Genomic DNA, 18,935 nt, shown 5'->3' with positions numbered 1-18,935 from the left:
CGACGCAAGTGATCCAGCATGCGGGGTGCCGCGGCGTGGCACGCGAGCGCGGCGTGCACCGGCATCCGCCCGTCATCTGGCACGCTGGCCGAATGGAATCCGAGACTCCACCCGTCCGCGGACGATTCTGGCCGTCCCTGCTGATCGGGGCTGGGGCCGCCGCCGTGATGCTGTTCCCATCGTGGGTGGGCGGTGGCATCCTGCCGCTGCAGAACCTGTGGCACGAGCAGACCCTGCCCGACGACATGCCGTTCTCACTGCTGCCGCTCAGTCAGTACTACGCGATCAACATCTTCGTCATGCTCCTACTCGGCGGAGTCGTCGCCGGTCTCGTCGTACGCGTCGCGGGTCAGCGGAGGACACCGGCCGCCGCGCTCGGAGTGCTGTTCGTGCACCTGATCGTCACGCTCCAGGCGTTCGCAGTTCTCGGCGCCGGCCTCGGCCTGTGGGACGGCACGGCCGGCGGCCGCGAGGTGCTGTACTTCGGCGGGATGCTGGGCGGAGTCGTCGCAGGCATCCTGCTCGCACAGCTCGGGCTGTGGCTGACCTCGCGGCGCTCGGTGGGTCCGGTCGCGCTGGGGATCGTGCTGGCGGCGGTGCCGTTCGCGAACTGGATCGGCACTGCGATCACGGCGTTCACGACGTACATGGGGTATCCGCAGTTCATCGCGGACGTGCTGCGCTGGCTCCCCGCGGTCATCGTCGGCGTGACGCTCGCGTGGTGCGGCGTGCGTCCGATCGGCCGGCTGGGCGTCTGGGTCGTCGGGCTGCTGTCGGTCTGGATCGTGCCGGCGCTGTTCACGGCGATCATGTACGCGCTCGGGTCGCGGGTGTTCGACGGCGACCTCGGAATGATGGCCGAGGCCGGCACGCAGGTGTTCCCGCAGGCCGTCGCCGTGCTGTGGCAACCGGCCGTGGTCGCGCTCGTGATCGGCGTGATCGGTGTCGTCGTACGGATGCTGGTGACACGGACGCCCGGGAGGACGTCCGTGTCACCGCAACGGGAGGTCTGAACAGTCGAACTCAGAGGTCGACTTTGCCGCTTTCCCCGCCCTCATAGCGTTCGCCGGTGACCTTCGACTTGACGAAGCTGAACGCTGTCGCGATCTTTCCACCGGGGCTGTCCCAGTACTCGGCCGAGTCTGCGCTGAACTTCAGGACGCCGACGTCGAGGTCGTCTGGCCCCTCCGGGAACCAGGCATCGACCATCGGGTTCCACAGTTCTGCGATCTTGTCGCGGTCTTCGACGAGCCGTGCCGTGCCGGAGAGCGAGACCCATGCGTCGTTCGAACTCAGTGCAACGTTGGCGCGGGAGTCCGCGGCGAGGTCGTGAACGGGCGATGAGGTCTTCGAGACGAGGAACCACAGATCGCCGTCGAACTCAGCCTCCTGAACGGTCAGCGGGTGGGCGACGAGCGTGCCGTCGTGGTTCGTGACGAACATCGCGAAGCGGAACTTCTTGACGAGCTCTGCGACCTTGGTTCGGTCATCGGTGGTGTCGCTCATGGCGGTGGCCTTTCTGTCCGGGTGCTGGTGCGTACGACAGTGCATCCGACAGGCGCAGAGCAGAAGGGGGTTGACCCCTCGGCGAGGTCGCGTCAAAAACGCCGCGCCCGCCTCACGCCCGCAGCAGGGCTCGCAGCGTCCGGACGGCGCCGCTGTCACCGTGAGGAGAGCAGTTGGTGCGCTCTCTGATGCGAGACATGGAGGATGGCACCGATGTCGCGCACCGGAACGTCGGCCGCGGCGAGAACGTGGGCAAGTTCGCGCGCGTGATGCGATGCGGACCTCTCCAGTTCCGCGGCTCGAGTGCGCTCTTCGGTGATGGTTTCAACACGTTCTGTGACATCGACCACCGTGCCGATGGGATCGAACGACAGGTGCACGGTCACGTTGTCGATCGAAAGATCCTGAGACGCGGCAATGTACTCGCGCGCCATTTCGGTGGCCTCACTGAGCCGCCGCGCTTGGGTGAGCCCGTTGAACGCAGGGATGCTCACCATCCACCACTTGCCTTCGCGAGTGACGGTCGCTTCGTACGCGGTCATCGATTGTCCTCGTCCATTGCCTTCAACAGATTGCGATACACGCCCGGACTGATGGTCTTGTGCCCGTCAGGAAGCGTGAAGGCTGTTCCGTTCGGCCCTTCCCATGTCGTGTGGCTCCCGACAGTTCGCAACGGACGCCATCCGCTGCGTTTGAGCACTCGGATGACCCTGCGGGTCGGTTGTTCTGAGACCACAGTCTACCTCACTAGACTGAAATGGTCGAGGTTATCGAAGTCATGGCCAGGACGCTACGCGTAGGGTGTGACAACGCAGTCAAGCACGGGACCTCACTCCCGCAGCAACCCCCGCAGCGTCTGGATCGTGTCCGCTTCGGCCGCCGTCTTGTCCGGCCGATAGCCCTTGACGCGGGCGAAGCGCAGGGCGATGCCGCCCGGATAGCGGGGCGAGCGCTGCACGCCGTCGATCGCGATCTCGACGACGAGCTCGGGGCGCAGGAACAACGCGTGCGCGGACCGCGACGTCTCGTACGACGGGAAGGTCGAGGTCTGCCAGTCCAGCAGCGCGTCGGTGAGTCCTTTGAAGGTCTTGCCGACCATGACGAAACCGCCTGCTTCGCCGAACTCGCCGTCAGGGTCGAGCGCGCCGAGGTGCAGGTTCGAGAGCTTGCCGCGCCTCCGCCCCGATCCCCACTCGGCGGCGAGCACCACGAGGTCGTACGTGAGCACGGGTTTCACCTTCACCCACGACTTGCCGCGGCGCCCGGCGGAGTACGGCGAACCGATGGCCTTGACGAGCACGCCCTCGTGGCCGGCGGCGAGTGCTTCGCGGGAGAGGTCTTCCGCTGCGGACGGGTCGGCGGTGACGATACCCGGCATCCGCCATTCGCCCGCGACGCGGTCGAGCTCCTCAAGGCGAGTGGACAGGGGCTCATCGAGCAGATCGCGACCGTCGACGTGCAGCGCGTCGAAGAACCACGGGCGCAGGGCGATGGTGCGCGCGACGTCGGCGCCGAAGCGCGACATCGTCTCTTGGAACGGACGCGGCCCGCCGTCCTCGTCGAGCGCGAGCGTCTCGCCGTCGAGGATGAGGTCGTGGGCGGGCAGGGCTCGCACGATGTCGACGATCTCGGGCACGCGGTGGGTGATGTCGGCGAGGCTGCGGGTGTAGACGCCGACCTCGTCGCCGTGCCGGTGCACCTGGATGCGGGCGCCGTCGAGCTTGTATTCGACGGATGCTTCGCCGGTGAGATCGAGCGCGGCCGTCGGTGTCGCAGCGGTGGCCGCGAGCATGGGGAGGACGGGCCGGCCCACCTCGAGTCCGACGTTCTCGAGGTCTTCCGCAGTACCGGTGAGGGCGAGCAGTGCGGTCTCACCGAGGTCGCCCGCTAGCATCGCGGCCCTTCTCACGGTGGCGACAGGCCTGTCGGATGCCTTCGCGATCGCGTCGAGCAGCACACCGCCGAGGGCGCCGGTGCGGAGCTCGCCGAGCATGGCGCGGGCGAGGAAGTCCCACTCATCCGCTGTGGCTGCGCTTGCGAGTGCCGAGAGGGCGCCCGTGCGCCGGGCGGCCGAGCCGGAGCCGGATGCGTGAGCGAGCTCGTCCAGCGCCCGGTCGACATCGCTGATCGTGAGCGTCGTCTCGGTCGAGTGTGTGATCTCCAGTGCCGCAATGCCGCGCCATCCGACCCCGAGCCGCCCCTGCCGAGGGGATGCGAGCAGCAACCCGACGATCACCGGGAGCTCGTCGGGCGCAGCATCCCGAAGCAATCGAGCCAGCGCATCGATCTTCGCCAGGCGCGACGAGGTGGCCGCGACCTCGCGGGTGGTGTCGACGAGCTCGGAGAGCCTCATGAAGCGATCATTGCACCGGGGTCGGACGTTCGGTGGATGCAGACGCCTCCGAGTGATGCCCGAGCCGACGACTCAGGCCGGCTTCTCTGCGACCGCTGCATCGGGGTCGAACCCCAGCTGTGCAGACAACTCGACCGCTGCGGCACTGACGTAGCGCGCGAGGCTTTCCAATCGATCACTGATGCGGATCTTGGGAGCACTGATGTTCAGGGCCGCGATGATGCGGCCGCTGTAGTCGCGGACGGGTGCCGATGCGCCGACGACGCCGAGTTCGAGCTCCTCGTCGAGCAGTGCGTAGCCGCGAGTGCCGATGCGGGCGAGCTCCGCGCGCAGCGACGGAAGGTCGTAGACCAACGCTTTGTCCTCGGGCGGTGCCGGGAGCACGGCGAACCCGACGGAGTGCGACGGCACCGGGCCGACGATGACCTGATCGCGCCCGTGCACGTCGTACCAGCGCACCAGCGACTCATCGTCCCAGTCGCTCAGCAGGACTCGTCCGGATGGTGTGCGCCACGCGGCTGTCGTCACCCCTTCCCATCCGGTGGTGCGGAACTCGTGCGGGCTCATCTCGCTCGAGATCGTGAGCACGTTCCCGCCGCGCAGAACGCACAGGTGCGTTGTCTCGCGCGCCTGCTGGGCCATGCGTCGCAGGATCGGACGCGACTTCGCCGCGAGCCGGCTCTCGAGCGTCAGGGCTGCCATCGAGTACAGCCGCGATCCGAGTCGGTAGGCGAGGGTGCTCTCGTCGCGCTCTGCGAGTCCGGCCTCCGACAGGGTCGCGAGCGACCGTGACACGACAGCTTTGTCGCGTCCGGTGAGTTGTGCGACGCGTACGACGCCGAGCCCACCCGGCGCGGCTTCCGGGCTGCCGAGCGCCTCGAGGATCTCGATGTCGCGGGCCAGGCCTGACGTGTTCCGTCGTGGAAGCTTCTCTGCGTTCTCCATGCGCCCACCCTACACAGTTGCCATGTGCGCATCTGCAAGTGGCGTATCGGCATCTGTTGTTCCTATCGTGGTGACACACAGACTCAATGCAGAGAGAGGGGACTCCGATGACCGATCCACGCATCGGCGAGAGCTTCGTGGGAGAAGGCGTCAACGCCGCCCACATCAACACCGTCGCCGGGCCGCGCTCCGGCCCAGCCGGCATCGCCTGGGCCACAGCACTCGGCACGCCGAGCGCGGGCCATGTCCCGTTCGTCGCCGTCCTGCAGCCCTCGCTCCCCGTGAAGCCGCTCACGCTGTTCATCACGAAGGCTGCTCCCGAGTCCGACGAGCACGGCCTGTTGATCTGGGGTCCGGCGCAGGCAGGCGTCGCCGCGGGAGTCGCCGACGCCGTCGCCGACGGCGTCATCAGCCCCGAAGAGGCGGACTCCGACGTGATCATCGCGGCAGTCTGGGTGAACCCCGGCGCCGACGACGCTGACGCCGTGTACCGCAACAACCGAGAGGCCACCCGCACCGCCCTGCGCAACGGCGTCGAGCAGCTGCCCGCGCTGGACGACGTGCTGGCCGCCCGCAACGAACCGCGCAACCCCTTCTACACGGCCCCCACTGACTGATCGACGAGAACGGATCCTGATGACTGACTCCCTCCCCACCGTCGGCTTCGTCGGCCTGGGCAACATGGGCAGCGGGATGACCCGCAACCTCCAGGCGGCCGGTTTCCCGCTCGTCGTCACCGACCTGCGCCGAGAAGCCGCAGCCGAGCTCGTCGCCGGTGGCGCCCGTTGGGCGGACTCCGCGGCCGCGGTCGCGGCGAACAGCGACCTGGTGATCACGATGCTCCCCACGCCACGGCACGTCGGTGACGCACTGCACGGTGCCGACGGCATCCTCGCCGGAATCGCCGATGGCGGCACGTGGATCGACATGTCCACATCGGTGCCCGAAGTCGCAGACGCGGTGCGCACGGATTACGCCGACCGTGGACTGCGCATCCTCGACGCGCCGGTCAGCGGCATGTCCGTCGGCGCTTCGAACGGCACGCTGCAGATCTTCATCGGCGGCGACGCGGCAGATGTCGATCGGCTGCTTCCCGTGTTCCACGCCATGGGCGACGCCGATCGGGTACTGCACGTCGGCGGACACGGTGCGGGCTACGCGGTGAAGCTCATGATCAACCAGCTCTGGTTCAATCACCTCATCGCGACTGCTGAGGTACTGTCTGTCGGTGTCAAGGCCGGCGTCGATCTCGAAGTGCTGCGGCGTTCGCTGATCGCCAGCCCGGCGAACAGCAACTTCCTCGAGAACGACGTGCTATCGATCCTCGACGGTGGAGACTACGACGAAGGCTTCGCTCTGGTGCTGGCCTGCAAGGACCTCGGCCTCTCGGTGGATCTCGCTCGATCGGTCGGCATCCCCGTCGAGCTCTCCGCGCTCGTCGAACAGCAGTTCCGTCGTGCGAAGGCGCTGTTCGGAGACCGCGCCGGCGAGATGACACCCTTCAAGCTGTACGAAGACCTCGTCGGCGCCCCACTGCGTCGCACGCCGACTGAGGAGTTCGCACGATGACCGTGACCGCTTCCGACGAGACCGCCCTGCTCGAGCGGGTGCCCGTCGACCTGTACGTCGACGGCGAATGGCGTCCCGCCTCGAGCGGCCTGCGCTTCGACGTGCACGATCCGTCGACGGGTGAGGTGCTCGCGCAGGTCGCCAACGCGACGGTCGAAGACGGGGATGCCGCGCTCGCCGCCGCGCACGCTGCCCAGAAGGCGTGGGGCCGCACCGCCCCGCGCGAGCGTGCCGAGATACTCCGCCGTGCGTTCGAGCTCGTGACCGAGCGCGCCGAGGACTTCGCCCTCGCGATGACGCTCGAGATGGGCAAGCCGCTCGCCGAAGCGCGCGCGGAGGTCGCCTACGGCGCTGAGTTCCTGCGCTGGTTCAGCGAAGAGGCTCCGCGCATCTCCGGTCGGTACGCCACAGCTCCGGACGGACGCAATCGTCTCGTCGTGGTGCAGCGGCCCGTTGGGCCCTGCCTGTTCATCACCCCGTGGAACTTCCCGTTGGCGATGGCCACCCGCAAGATCGCGCCGGCGATCGCCGCCGGGTGCACGATGGTGCTCAAGCCTGCGGCACTGACGCCGCTGACCGCTCTGCTGCTGACGCAGGCCCTGGAGGAGGCCGGCCTTCCGAAGGGCGTGCTCAACATCATTCCCACCAGCCGGGCCGGCGCCGTCACGGGGCCGCTGATCAAGGATCAGCGCCTGCGCAAGCTGTCGTTCACCGGATCGACCGAAGTCGGCCGACGCCTCATCGCCGACTCGGCCGAGCAGGTGCTGCGCGTCTCGATGGAGCTCGGCGGCAACGCGCCGTTTCTCGTGTTCGAAGACGCCGACATCGACGCGGCGGTCGAGGGCGCCGTTGCGGCGAAGATGCGCAACGGCGGCGAGGCCTGCGTCGCCGCGAATCGTTTCATCGTGCACGAGTCGGTCGCGGACGAGTTCACCGAGAAGTTCACCGCCCGCATCGCCGCGTTCGTGCCGGCGCGGGGCACCGAGCCGGACTCGACCATGGGTCCGCTCGTCGACGCGGCCACACGCGACAAGGTCGCGGAGCTCGTGAAGGATGCCGTCGCGGGCGGCGCTCGCGTCGCCGTCGGCGGAAACGCGATCCCTGGCCCCGGCTACTTCTACGAGCCGACCGTGCTCGTCGAAGTGCCGGATGACGCAGCGATCCTCGGCGAGGAGATCTTCGGCCCCGTCGCACCGATCATCACCTTCTCCACCGAGGAGCAGGCGATCCGTCTGGCCAACGCCACGGAGTTCGGTCTGGTGTGCTTCGCTTACACCCGTGACCTCGATCGCGGACTGCGTCTGGCCGAAGAGCTCGAGACGGGCATGTTCGGACTCAACGCCGGCGTGGTGTCGAACCCCGCCGCACCGTTCGGCGGCGTGAAGCAGTCCGGCGTCGGCCGCGAGGGCGGATTCGAGGGCATCCACGAGTATCTCGAGACCACCTATGTCGGCATCGCCGACCCGTTCGCATCACGGAAGGCGTGAAATGGAGATCACGGACTTCAGCACGGCGCTGTTCTCTCTCGAGGGCAAGCGCGCCATGGTCACCGGCGGCAACGGCGGTCTCGGCAGGGCGTTCTCGCTCGCGCTGGCGAAGGCAGGAGCCGATGTGTTCGTGCCGTCGCTCGCCGACGACGACGGCACCACCCGTCGACTGGTCGAGGAGACGGGCCGCCGTTACGAGTTCGCGCAGGTCGACGTCACGGAGCGCGGTGCGCCGCAGCGCATGGTCGATCAGTGCGGGCAGGCGCTCGGCGGCCTCGACATCCTCGTGAACTCCGCCGGCATCAACCTGCTCAGCGACGATGTACGCGAGTTCGGACGGGACAAGTGGGAACCGATGATCCAGGTCAACCTCACCGCGACGTTCGAGTTCGCCGAGGCCGCGGCCCGCACCTTCATGGAGCAGGGCTCCGGCAAGATCGTCAACATCGCATCCCTCTTCTCGTTCCTGGGCGGGCGGCAGTCGCCGGCATACGCGGCGAGCAAGGCCGGCGTCGTCGGGTTCACGAAGGCCTACGCCGACGAACTCGGGCCCTTCGGCATCCAGGTCAATGCCATCGCGCCCGGGTACTTCGCCACTCCGCTGACGACGAGCACCCGTGCCGACGAGGTGGCGAACGCACGCATCATCGATCATGTGCCCGCCGGTCGATGGGGCGATCCGGCCGACCTCATGGGCGCCGTCGTCTTCCTATCCAGCCCCGCGTCCAACTACGTCAACGGCCACACCCTCGTCGTCGACGGCGGCTACCTCGTCCGCTGAGGCTGTGCTGAAACCCGCTCCGAATCCGCCACACCCGACACCCCAGGAGAACATGATGGTCGCGTCCCGTTCCTCGCTCACCACTGCGCAGATCGTCGAGCACGTCACCCGGCTGCTCGGCCCTGACCAGATCGACATCGATGAGACTGCACTGCGCGAGGCGAGTGTCGACAGGTTCAAGAAGTACACCGCCGTGCACGGCATCTTCGACGGGCCGTTCCCGTCGGTGATCGTCTACCCGGAGTCCACCGAGCAGGTCGCCGAGGTCCTTCGATTCGCGAACGAAAATCTGATCGCCGTCATCCCCCGTACCGGGCGCACGGCGACCGAGGGTGGCCTGGAGGTGGTCGTCGACGACACGATCGTGCTCGACGGCTCACGGATGGACCGGACGCTCGACGTCAACACGACCGACATGATGGTGACGGTGCAGGGCGGCGCCCCGCTGCAGCGTGTGGAGGACGAGCTGCGGGCGATCGGATACACGACGGGACATTCGCCCCAGTCCAAGCCGCTTGCACAGTACGGCGGGCTCGTCGCGACGCGCTCGATCGGACAGTTCTCGACTCTCTACGGAGGGATCGAGGACATGGTCGTCGGGCTCGAAGCAGTCCTCGCCGACGGCACGGTGACGCGCATCAAGAACGTGCCCAGACGCGCGGCCGGCCCCGACATCAGACACCTGATCATCGGCAACGAGGGCGCGATGAGCTTCGTCACCGAGGTGACGGTGAAGATCTGGCCGTACCAGCCAGAGAACCTGCGGTTCTTCGGATTCCTCACCGACGAGTTCGGCACCGGTGTCGAGGCGCTCCGCGAGCTCGTCACGCAGGGGTACCGACCGTCGGTGGCACGCGTCTACTCTCCCGAGGATGCTCGCCAGCACTTCGCACACTTCCACGACGGGAAGAACGTCGTCGTTCTCGTCGCGGAGGGCCCCAAGCGTCTCGCGGATGCGACAGCGGAGGCGATCGAGGAGGTGTTCGAGGGCAAGCAGCATGAGCGCGTCGACGATGCGCTCATCGAGCAGTGGTTCCACAACCTCAACTGGGGTCAGGACAAGATCGACCGCGAGAGGGCGACGATGCTCACCGAGTCACACCTCGGATACACCACCGAGGTGTCCGTCGACTGGTCGCGCGTGGTGGATCTGTATGAAGCGGTCATGCGGCGGGTGCGCGAGGAGTTTCCCCGTGCGCAGGACCTCACGATGCTCGGCGCCCACTCGTCGCACAGCTACCAGACCGGCACCAACCTCTACTTCGTGTACGACTACAACATCACCGTCGAGCCCCGGCAGGAGATCACCGAGTACCACCAGCCGCTGAATGCGATCGTGGTCGAAGAGGCGCTGCGCCACGGCGGCTCGATGGTGCATCACCACGGCATCGGCAAGTACCGCACGTCGTGGACCGAGCAGGAGCACGGGTCGGCGACCGAACTGCTGCGCCGGCTGAAGTCCGCGCTCGACCCGAAGGGGATCATGAATCCCGGGACGATCTTCGCGCTGGAGGACTGACGTGGCGTACGTCGTCGCGATCGACAACGGTTCGCAATCGACGAAAGTCTTGATCGCGGATGCCGCGGGGCGCGTGCATGCCTCCGCGAGAGTCGGACTGCGGGCATACGAGTCGCCCACACCGGGTCGCAGCGTGCACCCCGGGGACGACGTGTGGGAGTCGATCGCGGCGGCCTGCCGCACGGCGATGTCGCGCTTCGACGGTGACGTCGGTGAGATCGTCGGCATCGGACTGTGCACGATTCGTTTCTGCCGTGCACTGCTGCGGGCCGACGGCACGCTCGCGGAGCCGTTGCTGAGCTGGATGGACGAGCGCGTCGGCCGTCCGCACGAGCCGTCGCCGGACGTCGCCAGGATCACCACGTCTTCGGGGTACATCACGCACCGCCTCACCGGCCGGTTCACGGATGCCGCGGCCAATCACCAGGGCATGTGGCCGATCGACCACGCCACGTGGCGATGGAGCACGGATGCCGCCGACTACGCCCGCACGGGGATGTCGCCGGAGATGCTGTCCGATCTCGTCGACCCCGGTGAAACGCTCGGGACCGTGACGGCAGCCGCTGCGGAGGTCACAGGTCTGCCACCGGGCATACCGGTGTTCGCCACGGCCAACGACAAGGCGGTCGAGGCGCTCGGCGCCGGGCTCGGATCGCAGGACGAGGTGCTGCTCTCTCTGGGCACGTACGTCGCAGCCATGACGATCGCCGAGTCGCCGGAGGGCGGCTCTGCGCACTGGGTGAACTTCGGCTCGCGTCCCGGTCAGCATCTGGCCGAGTCCGTCGGCATCCGCCGAGGGATGTGGACCGTGAGCTGGCTGCGTTCGCTAGTGCATGAGCCGACCGATGCCGGAGACGATCTGTACCTGCTCGACAGGCGACTCGGTGAGGCCGCCGAAGCGGTGCCGCCCGGCTGCGACGGTGTCGCCGCGGTGCTGGACTGGCTGGCGCCGGACGACGCGCCGCATCGACGTGGGGCGTTCGTCGGGTTCTCGGGTTCGCAAGGCCGGGGTCATCTGCAGCGGGCCGTACTCGAGGCCATCGCGTTCACGATGGCCGACCATATCGATGCAATGGCCGCGGAGCTCGGGCGCACGTTCCGCAGTGTGCTCGTGACCGGCGGTGGTGCGCAGTCACCGCTTCTGGTGGGCATGATCGCAGATGTTCTCCGCCTTCCGGTGCAGCGGGCGAACGTTGACGACGCGGCCGGCATCGGCGCCGCGGTCTGTGCGGCAGTGGGCAGCGGACTGCATCCGGATTGGGCCGCCGCCGTCCAGGCCATGGTCGGTCGCTCGGAACAACAGCATCCGTCCCCCGTATCCGGCACGTATGAACGTCTTCGCCCGTGGCATCGCGGAATCCGCGCACGCATGGATGCCGTCGACGCGTGGTCCGCCGCGCAGCTCGCGATCGATCCCGAAGAGGTGCGTTGACATATGCACAACCTTGGTTGCACGCTCGCGAACTCCAGTCCTAGATTCAAACCAACGGCCACGGTGGCCGCCGATCTGCTCGACGAAGAGAAGGTGAGGTGCTCATGAACGGCTTCGATCTGCAGGGGCTCTTCACTTTCTGGAGCCGCCGCTGGGACGACATCCTCGAGCTGGCTCTTCAGCACATCGCCGTCGTGGCACTGAGCGTGCTGCTCGCCACCGTGATCGGCGTGCTGATCGGCATCGCGGTGTGGAATCGTCCGGTGCCGCGCTCGCTGACCATCGCCGCCGCCGGTGTCGCGCTGACCATCCCGTCGCTCGCGCTGCTGGCTCTGATCACCCCGGTGTTCGGGCTCGGCTGGACGCCGACGGTCATCTCACTGATCTTCTATTCACTGTTGCCGATCGTCCGGAACACGGCCGTCGGACTGCGCGAAGTGTCTCCGGCGATCATGGAATCGGCCAAGGGCATGGGCATGTCGCCCGCGAAGATCCTGTTCACCATCCAGCTGCCGATCGCTTGGCCGATCATCCTCACCGGCGTTCGGGTCGCGGCCCAGCTGACCATCGGCATCGCCGCGATCGCCGCCTACGTCGCCGGTCCGGGCCTGGGTCAGCTCATCTTCCAGGGGCTGTCGTCGCTGGGTTCCAAGAACGCGTTGAACTTCGCTCTCAGCGGCACGCTCGGCGTCGTCATCCTCGCGCTGCTCGTCGACGGCGCTTTCGTCCTCATCACCCGCCTGACCACCTCGAGGGGGCTCCGTGTCTGATTCCACCGCCACTCGCGCCACAACCGACGCAGCATCCGCAGACTCCGCCCAGAGCGGGGTTGCGATCACGCTCGACAAGGTGACCAAGGTGTACCCGGGGCAGGAGACGCCGGCCGTCGACGATTTCTCGATGAGCGTCCGCCCTGGTGAGCTCGTCATGTTCGTCGGCCCGTCGGGCTGCGGCAAGACGACGACGATGAAGATGATCAACCGCATCATCGAGCCGTCGTCGGGGTCGATCGCCATCGACGGGCGCGACGTGCTGTCTCTCAACCCGAACGAACTGCGTCGGCACATCGGATACGTGATCCAGCAGATCGGCCTGTTCCCGCACATGACCATCGCCGAGAACATCGCGGTCGTTCCGCGGCTTCTCGGCTGGAGCAAGCAGAAGATCGCCGATCGCGTCGACGAACTGCTGCAGACCGTGCAATTGGATCCCGGCACTTTCGCCGCCCGTTACCCGAAGCAGCTCTCCGGCGGCCAGCAGCAGCGCGTCGGTGTTGCGCGTGCGCTCGCAGCCGATCCGCCGGTCATGCTCATGGACGAACCGTTCGGGGCGACCGACCCGATCACCCGCGAGAAGCTGCAGGCGGAGTTCTTGCGCCTGCAGGAGTCGATCGGCAAGACGATCATCTTCGTCACGCACGACTTCGATGAGGCGATCCGCCTCGGCGACCGGATCGCCGTGCTCTCGGATCGCAGCCAGATCGAGCAGTTCGACACTCCGGCGAACATCCTCTCCGGTCCGGCGAACGACTACGTCCGTTCGTTCATCGGTCAGGGTGCGGCTCTCAAGCGACTTGCCTTGATCCCGGTCACGGATGCCAAGCTCAAGGCCGCATCCGGTGCGTCCGGGGTGCCGTCGGTCCCCGTCGAGGCGAGCCTGCGTGATGCGCTCGACGCGCTCGTTCTGGCGGGTGTGCCGGCCATCGACGTCGTCGACGGCGACGGCAGAGCAGTGGGTGCGGTCTCGGTCGAGGCGATCTCCGAGGTGCTCGGTGCCGAGCTCCCCGGTGTTCCTCCGGCGGGTGCATGATGGCCACTGTCACCACCGATACGCAGCTCATGGCGACGCGCACGCTCGTGCCGCCCGCCAGGCGACGTATCTTCACGCTCAAGCGTTTCATCACCCCGATCGTCGTCGTGGTGATCCTCGCGCTGCTCCTGTGGTGGGTATCGAGTCTCGAGCTCGACTCCATCGAGCAGCGGACGCTCAACTGGAACTACATCACGCTCCGCATCGGGGAGCACCTGAGCCTCACGGTCGTGGCATCCGCTCTCGTCGCCGTGCTGGCGATCCCGCTGGGCATCGCAACGGCCAAGTCGCCGTCGAAGGTGTTCCGCAGCATCGTGCTGGCGCTCGCGAACATCGGCCAGGCGACTCCGGCGGTCGGTGTCGTGATCCTGCTCGCCATCGTGTGGCAGACGGGTTACACGACAGCCCTGGTGGCGCTCGTGATCTACGCGTTCCTGCCCGTACTCCGCAACACCATGATCGGCATCGACCAGGTCGACGCGAATGTGCGCGAGTCGGCACGCGGTATGGGCATGACACCCATGCAGGTGCTGACGCGCATCGAGCTGCCCCTGGCGGTTCCGGTGATCCTCGCGGGGCTCCGCACGGCACTTGTGTTCTGCGTCGGCGTCGCGACGATCGCGACCTTCATCAACGCCGGGGGCCTCGGCGACATGATCGTGAACGGCCTCAAGCTCCAGCGCTACCCCGTACTCGTCGTCGGCGCGGTGCTCGTCGCTTGCATCGCGCTGCTCATCGATTGGGTGGCCGGTTTCGTCGAAGACATCGTCACCCCGCGCGGCCTCTGACAGGCCGCGCATCCATTCCCGAAACACCCACTCGTACGCATCAAAGGAGACCATTATGAAGCGGGTAAGACTTCTTCCCATCGCCGCGATCGCGGCGGCTAGCGCCCTCGCGCTCGCCGGCTGTTCGACCGGCGGCACGGCGACCGGCAGCCAGGGCGACGAGCTCGAGGGTCTGACCGGCCAGATCGGTGCCAAGGACTTCTCGGAGCAGTTCGTCCTGGCGCACATCACCACCGAGCTCCTCAAGGCGCACGGCGCCGATGTCGAGGCGAACACCAAGCTCGTCGGCTCGGCGAACGTGCGACAGGCGCTCGAGAACGACGAGTTCCTCGGCTACTGGGAGTACACGGGCACGTCGTGGATCACCTACAACGGCAATACCGCGCCGGTGCAGGGTGCTGAGGAGCAGTTCGAGGCGACCAAGGAGGCGGATGCCGCGAAGGACATCGCCTGGCTCGACCCCGCACCGCTGAACAACACGTACGCGTTCGCGATCCGCGAGGACAAGGCGGAGGAGCTCGGGGTCGAGAAGCTGTCGGACATCGCCGACCTGCCCGCCGACGAGCAGACGTTCTGCATCGAGAGCGAGTTCTCGACGCGCGACGATGGCTGGCCGGGTCTGAAGGAGGCGTACGGCATCGACGTTCCGGACGCGAATGTCGCGCTGCTGGACACCGGTGTCATCTACACGGCGACGGAGAAGGGCGACGACTGCAACTTCGGCGAGGTGTTCCAGACCGACGGTCGCATCCCGGCGCTCGGGCTGACCGTGCTCGAGGACGACGAGGAGTTCTTCCCGGTGTACCAGGGCGCGTTCACGTTGAAGCAGGAGACGCTCGACGAGTACCCGGCGATCGCCGACATCATCGCCGAGATCTCGCCGATGCTGACCACCGAGGTCATGCAGGAGCTCAACTCGCTGGTCGACGTGGACGGCGAGGACCCGCAGGATGTCGCGATCGACTGGCTGACCGAAGAAGGTCTGATCTGATCCACGAGGAGGGCCGCCGAGAGGTGGCCCTCCTCGTTTGTCACATCATGGTGAGTTCTGAGAGCTTCTGAGGGCATGAGATGAAGATCGAGAAGATCGAACTGATCCGGTTGAACCTGCCTCTGGATCCGCCGTTCCTTGCGGCGTGGGATCCGAACCCGCGGGTCGACTTTCCGGCGACGCTGGTCGTCGTCCGCACGGATGACGGAATCGTCGGGTACGGCTCGGGCGACACCATGGACGGGTTCGAGGCGTATCGCGACCTGTTCATTGGCACCGACCCGCTGCAGATCCTCAGCCAGGTGCGAAGGATCGAGACCATCAACTTCCACGGTGGACGGTATTGGCCGCTGGAAGCAGCGTTGTGGGACATCATCGGGCAGGTGGCGGGTCTGCCGGTGAGCCTGTTCTTCGGTGGCGCTCGCGATCGTCTGCCCGCCTACGCGTCAAGCGGTGAGTTGAAGTCGCCGCAGGCGCGGGCCGACTCTGCAGTCGCAGCGAAGGAGGCCGGATTCCGGGCGATGAAGATCCGCATCGCTCGTGACCGGATCGCGGATGGCGTCGCGGCCGTACGGGCGGCTCGGGATGCGGTCGGCGACGGGTTCGATCTCATGGTCGACCTGAATCAGATGTGGCGGATGTCGGGTGACATCGACGCTGCGCTGCCGCTTGCGCGCGTGCAACGCCTGGCCGCCGAGCTGAACGAGCTCGGCGTTCTGTGGCTCGAGGAGCCACTGCCGCAGGTGGACGTGATCGGTGCGCGCCGCGTGCGTGCGCACACCGGGGTGCAGGTATCGGGTGGCGAGATGGTGCGCAGTCTGCCCGAGATCATGGCCCTGATCGAGGCGGACGCTTTCGACATCTACCAGCCCGACGTCGCGCTCGCCGTCGGCATGTACCGCGCGCGCCAGGTGGCGGAATCGGCCAACCTGCGGCATCGCCTGTTCACACCGCATACCTGGTCGAATGGGCTGGGTCTGCTGGCGAACCTTCACGTCGCGGCGGGCGTGGATGCCGGGCCGTACCTCGAGTTCCCGTACGACCCACCCGGATGGACGCCGGAGCGGCGCGACTTCTTCATGGAACCGTTGATGATCGACGCGGCCGGCGATCTGGTGGTTCCGGATGCTCCGGGCTTGGGCGTGCGGATCGACGAGGACGCTGTGGCGCGGTACCGGGTGCGGTGACGGCTGTTCCGCTGGGCTTAGTGACAACGGCGCGACGATCACCGTCCGCGCGTGGATGCTCGATGTGGAGGTGGCGTACGCGGGGTGACAGGCGCTGTACTCCCGAGGCCACGCCGGCCCCGGGAGCCGGAGGGTCAGTCGGCGACCTTCGCGACCAGGCGCCCTGTTGCGGTGCCGTCTGTGAGCTGCTGGATGCCGGAGGGGATCTCTTCGAAGTCGATCTCCGTGATCGCGGGCTTCAGCTCGCCGGATGCCATGTAGCGCATGGTCTCTTCGATGTCGTCCTTGCTGCCGCCCATCGAGCCGTGCAGCTGCTTGCGGCCGAGGATGAGCGAGTAGGTGTCGATGGTCGACTCGAGCTTCCCCATGCCGACCTGCACGACGCGTCCGCCGCCCGAGGACTTCACGGTCTTGAGTGCGTCGGCGGTGGTGACGCCGAATCCGGCGTAGTCGATGATGACGTCGAGCTCGACGTCGGCGAACTCGGTGATCGACTTCGCGACCTCGACCGCACCGGCTTCGCGGGCGCGATCCCAGATCGACTCGTTGACCTCGGCGACGTAGACCTCTGCGCCGCGCAGGTGGGCGACGCGGGCGCCGATCTGGCCGAGACCGCCGAAGCCGATCACGCCGACCTTCATGCCCGCCTCGACGCCTGCGGTCGAGAGCGCGCCGACCGAGGTCATGCCCGCGTCGGTGGCCGCCGCGGCCTGCGCGAAGGAGACGTCGTCGGGGATGGCGATGAGTCCGTCGGTGCTGACCTCGGCGCGATCCTGCCAGGCGCCGTTGACCATGTATCCCATGAGCTCAGCCAGCGGCCAGACGGCGACGCGGTCGCCGACCTTCCAGCCGGTGACGCCTTCGCCGACCTCGCTGATGACGCCTGCGGTCTCGTGGCCGGGGACGACGGGCGGCTCCTTCATGGTGGCCAGCCACTTCTCGTCCTCGAGGATGCCGACGTCGGAGTGGCACAGGCCGGCTGCCTTCACATCGATCACGACCTTGCCGGGTCCGGCGGTCGGTTCGTCGATGTCGACACGCTCAAACGGCTTATGGGTGCCGACGAACTGCCATGCGCGCATGGGAATACTCCTTAGCTCTGCGGTTTCGGGAGCCGGGGGTCTCGCGCTCCCTCGTCCTTCCAGGCTAGGTTCGCCGCCCACCGCATGGGAGGGCTTTCGCTAGCGGCAGAAGATGCGCGTGAATGGAATATTTCGGCGTCAGCGAGGCATCAGCGCATGCAAAGCGCTCGCGGCCAGGAGCGGCGGCGCGAGAAAGGATCTTGGCGGTGCGGCTCGCCTCGAAACGTGCGTTGCGCAGGTGGTCGGTCTTCTGTCCGTTCACGAGCAGTCTGTGTGATGCCGCCGGGATCGCCGACCAGTTCGTCGCGATGGCGAGTTACGCAGGGTTGTTGGGTCGGCAGTTAAGTGATGAGCGAGTGGATGGGACGGTGGAGGTGCTGCTTCGGGGGATCGTCGACTGGCGCTTGCTGGATCGCTGAGCCATTCGCAGACAGGACACCGTCATCGCCACGCAACGCGGCCTTCGTGCAGTTCCTGTGCGCTCCAGACCGAGTCAGCCGCTGAACTCGAACTCGAGGTCGATCGTCGGGTCGATCGCGGTGACGATGCTCGTATAGAAGGCGCGGGCTTGATCCTGAAGGAGCTCCGTGTTCTTCGACACATACGCGGCCTGTAGGTCGTCGCCGAACACTGTGTTGACCATGTCGAGCGGATCGATCTCCGGGGTGGTCCAGCTCAACACGTCGTTGTTCTCGGCTGCCACTTCAACCTTCTGGTGGTTGAGGCCGATCACGACGAACGCCGGGATGGTGATCAGGAATGATCCGTCCGGGCGTTGCATGATATCCACTTCCTTCGCGTCGAGGCCGAGCTTGGCGTCGAAGCTATACCGGAGGAAGGAGGCGCGCGAGTTGGGAATGCTGAGGAAGAGAATCTGGCTGGCTTCGGTTTTGCGCTCGTCAATGCCCTCGATACTGAGCGTGACCAGCGCGACTTCCTGTACGCGTGTGACTGCGTTCACCACCTGCGTGTTGGTGTCGGTCGTCTCGCCGACCCAGCCTGAGATCGCCAGCTTGAAGATCACAAGAACGGATGCCGCCAGCATCGCGCCGGCGATGATCAGCGCCGGCCAGATGAGCAGGTTCTTCTTCATGATTGATCGATTCTTTCGATGGGTCAGCCGCCGGAAGCGGACACTGCAGCTCAGCATCGCGTACTTTCGCGATCAAGAACGATTCCGACACGACGGCAAAAGGAGACCGCTGTTCCTTGGCGCACGCCATCGCTCAACATGTCATCGACACCAAGGCGTCTTGCCCCGCGGAGACGCTGGTAGCCAAGGGCTCGGAGGAGTGCTGCCGTGAAGTCCTCAACCTCTCGGTGGCTCAGCCGCTTGTGGAGTGCCTCCAGAACGAAGTCGCGCGTGTGACGCTCAATACGAGACGCTCGCGGTTCGTCATCGGTGTCGTCAGTTGTGTCGGGTTTTATGGTCTTCTTCTCGACCGCGTCGGAGACCTGCTCGACCGAGCTGCTTGCGCTGCTGTGC

20 protein-coding genes are annotated in these 18,935 nt (G+C 66.7%); 13 read left to right on the top strand and 7 right to left on the bottom strand.

The features are described from left to right. Window positions 1-92 precede the first annotated feature (92 nt). The gene (locus KHB019_RS09000; RefSeq protein ID WP_337458734.1) at window positions 93-1,013 is read left to right on the top strand and encodes a hypothetical protein; all 921 of its coding nucleotides are present in this window, start codon (window positions 93-95) and stop codon (window positions 1,011-1,013) included. A gap of 10 nt (window positions 1,014-1,023) precedes the next feature. On the opposite strand, the gene KHB019_RS08995 is transcribed toward KHB019_RS09000, so the two are convergent. The 5 genes from KHB019_RS08995 to KHB019_RS08980 all read right to left on the bottom strand — a co-directional run bounded on the left by KHB019_RS08995 (window position 1,024) and on the right by KHB019_RS08980 (window position 4,804). Then, window positions 1,024-1,506: a pyridoxamine 5'-phosphate oxidase family protein gene (locus tag KHB019_RS08995; protein ID WP_230101870.1), complete on the bottom strand. Its 483-nt coding sequence runs from the start codon at window positions 1,504-1,506 to the stop codon at window positions 1,024-1,026. A 155-nt stretch (window positions 1,507-1,661) separates the two neighbouring features. Continuing rightward, window positions 1,662-2,048 carry a hypothetical protein gene (locus KHB019_RS08990; protein WP_337458733.1) on the bottom strand — a complete coding sequence of 129 codons (387 nt, stop codon included), beginning with the start codon at window positions 2,046-2,048 and terminating at the stop codon, window positions 1,662-1,664. Next, window positions 2,045-2,242: a type II toxin-antitoxin system HicA family toxin gene (locus KHB019_RS15130; protein ID WP_443193200.1), complete on the bottom strand. Its 198-nt coding sequence runs from the start codon at window positions 2,240-2,242 to the stop codon at window positions 2,045-2,047. The genes KHB019_RS08990 and KHB019_RS15130 overlap by 4 nt, the downstream gene beginning before the upstream one ends. Window positions 2,243-2,335: 93 nt before the next feature. Beyond that, window positions 2,336-3,859, bottom strand: a complete 1,524-nt coding sequence (locus KHB019_RS08985; protein WP_337458732.1) for an ATP-dependent DNA ligase — start codon at window positions 3,857-3,859, stop codon at window positions 2,336-2,338. Between the two features lie 72 nt (window positions 3,860-3,931). Beyond that, on the bottom strand, window positions 3,932-4,804 hold the full coding sequence (locus KHB019_RS08980; protein WP_230101868.1) for an IclR family transcriptional regulator: 873 nt from the start codon (window positions 4,802-4,804) through the stop codon (window positions 3,932-3,934). A gap of 107 nt (window positions 4,805-4,911) precedes the next feature. On the opposite strand from KHB019_RS08980, the gene fae reads away from it, so the two are divergent. The 11 genes from fae (at window position 4,912) to KHB019_RS08925 (ending at window position 16,367) form a co-directional block, all read left to right on the top strand. Further along, window positions 4,912-5,421 (top strand): formaldehyde-activating enzyme, encoded by a 510-nt coding sequence (gene fae, locus KHB019_RS08975; protein ID WP_230101867.1) that lies wholly within the window; start codon window positions 4,912-4,914, stop codon window positions 5,419-5,421. Between the two features lie 19 nt (window positions 5,422-5,440). Beyond that, entirely contained in the window at window positions 5,441-6,373 is a 933-nt protein-coding gene (locus tag KHB019_RS08970) for an NAD(P)-dependent oxidoreductase (protein ID WP_325471065.1), read from the top strand. Beyond that, window positions 6,370-7,860, top strand: coding sequence for an NAD-dependent succinate-semialdehyde dehydrogenase (locus KHB019_RS08965; RefSeq protein WP_337458731.1), 1,491 nt, complete (start codon window positions 6,370-6,372; stop codon window positions 7,858-7,860). Before KHB019_RS08970 ends, KHB019_RS08965 begins: the two co-directional genes overlap by 4 nt. 1 nt (window position 7,861) lies before the next feature. Beyond that, window positions 7,862-8,641 carry an SDR family oxidoreductase gene (locus KHB019_RS08960; RefSeq protein ID WP_337458730.1) on the top strand — a complete coding sequence of 260 codons (780 nt, stop codon included), beginning with the start codon at window positions 7,862-7,864 and terminating at the stop codon, window positions 8,639-8,641. 52 nt (window positions 8,642-8,693) lie between these two features. Next, entirely contained in the window at window positions 8,694-10,160 is a 1,467-nt protein-coding gene (locus KHB019_RS08955) for an FAD-binding oxidoreductase (RefSeq protein WP_337458729.1), read from the top strand. Between the two features lies 1 nt (window position 10,161). Continuing rightward, window positions 10,162-11,592, top strand: coding sequence for an FGGY-family carbohydrate kinase (locus tag KHB019_RS08950; RefSeq protein WP_337458728.1), 1,431 nt, complete (start codon window positions 10,162-10,164; stop codon window positions 11,590-11,592). Between the two features lie 104 nt (window positions 11,593-11,696). Next, window positions 11,697-12,362, top strand: coding sequence for an ABC transporter permease (locus KHB019_RS08945; protein ID WP_230101861.1), 666 nt, complete (start codon window positions 11,697-11,699; stop codon window positions 12,360-12,362). Beyond that, the gene (locus KHB019_RS08940) at window positions 12,355-13,401 is read left to right on the top strand and encodes an ABC transporter ATP-binding protein (RefSeq protein ID WP_290368237.1); all 1,047 of its coding nucleotides are present in this window, start codon (window positions 12,355-12,357) and stop codon (window positions 13,399-13,401) included. The genes KHB019_RS08945 and KHB019_RS08940 overlap by 8 nt, the downstream gene beginning before the upstream one ends. Then, window positions 13,398-14,189 (top strand): ABC transporter permease, encoded by a 792-nt coding sequence (locus tag KHB019_RS08935; protein WP_337458727.1) that lies wholly within the window; start codon window positions 13,398-13,400, stop codon window positions 14,187-14,189. Before KHB019_RS08940 ends, KHB019_RS08935 begins: the two co-directional genes overlap by 4 nt. Window positions 14,190-14,244: 55 nt before the next feature. Next, window positions 14,245-15,180 carry a glycine betaine ABC transporter substrate-binding protein gene (locus KHB019_RS08930; RefSeq protein WP_337458726.1) on the top strand — a complete coding sequence of 312 codons (936 nt, stop codon included), beginning with the start codon at window positions 14,245-14,247 and terminating at the stop codon, window positions 15,178-15,180. An 80-nt stretch (window positions 15,181-15,260) separates the two neighbouring features. Next, on the top strand, window positions 15,261-16,367 hold the full coding sequence (locus KHB019_RS08925) for a mandelate racemase/muconate lactonizing enzyme family protein (protein ID WP_337458725.1): 1,107 nt from the start codon (window positions 15,261-15,263) through the stop codon (window positions 16,365-16,367). A 134-nt stretch (window positions 16,368-16,501) separates the two neighbouring features. On the opposite strand, the gene KHB019_RS08920 is transcribed toward KHB019_RS08925, so the two are convergent. Then, entirely contained in the window at window positions 16,502-17,449 is a 948-nt protein-coding gene (locus KHB019_RS08920) for a zinc-binding dehydrogenase (protein WP_337458724.1), read from the bottom strand. A 122-nt stretch (window positions 17,450-17,571) separates the two neighbouring features. Here KHB019_RS08920 and KHB019_RS08915 point away from each other — a divergent pair, with 122 nt between their 5' ends. Next, complete coding sequence (locus tag KHB019_RS08915) at window positions 17,572-17,868, top strand: hypothetical protein (protein WP_337458723.1); 297 nt, start codon at window positions 17,572-17,574, stop codon at window positions 17,866-17,868. Between the two features lie 74 nt (window positions 17,869-17,942). Here KHB019_RS08915 and KHB019_RS08910 read toward each other — a convergent pair whose 3' ends face one another. Beyond that, the gene (locus KHB019_RS08910) at window positions 17,943-18,542 is read right to left on the bottom strand and encodes a hypothetical protein (protein ID WP_337458722.1); all 600 of its coding nucleotides are present in this window, start codon (window positions 18,540-18,542) and stop codon (window positions 17,943-17,945) included. Window positions 18,543-18,935: the final 393 nt, after the last annotated feature.

Origin of the sequence: Microbacterium sp. KHB019 (assembly GCF_037285405.1) — a bacterium.
Taxonomy (GTDB): Bacteria; Actinomycetota; Actinomycetes; order Actinomycetales; family Microbacteriaceae; genus Microbacterium.
The sequence above is the reverse complement of the archived record's forward strand: the minus strand, read 5'-3'. Positions and strand labels throughout refer to the sequence as shown.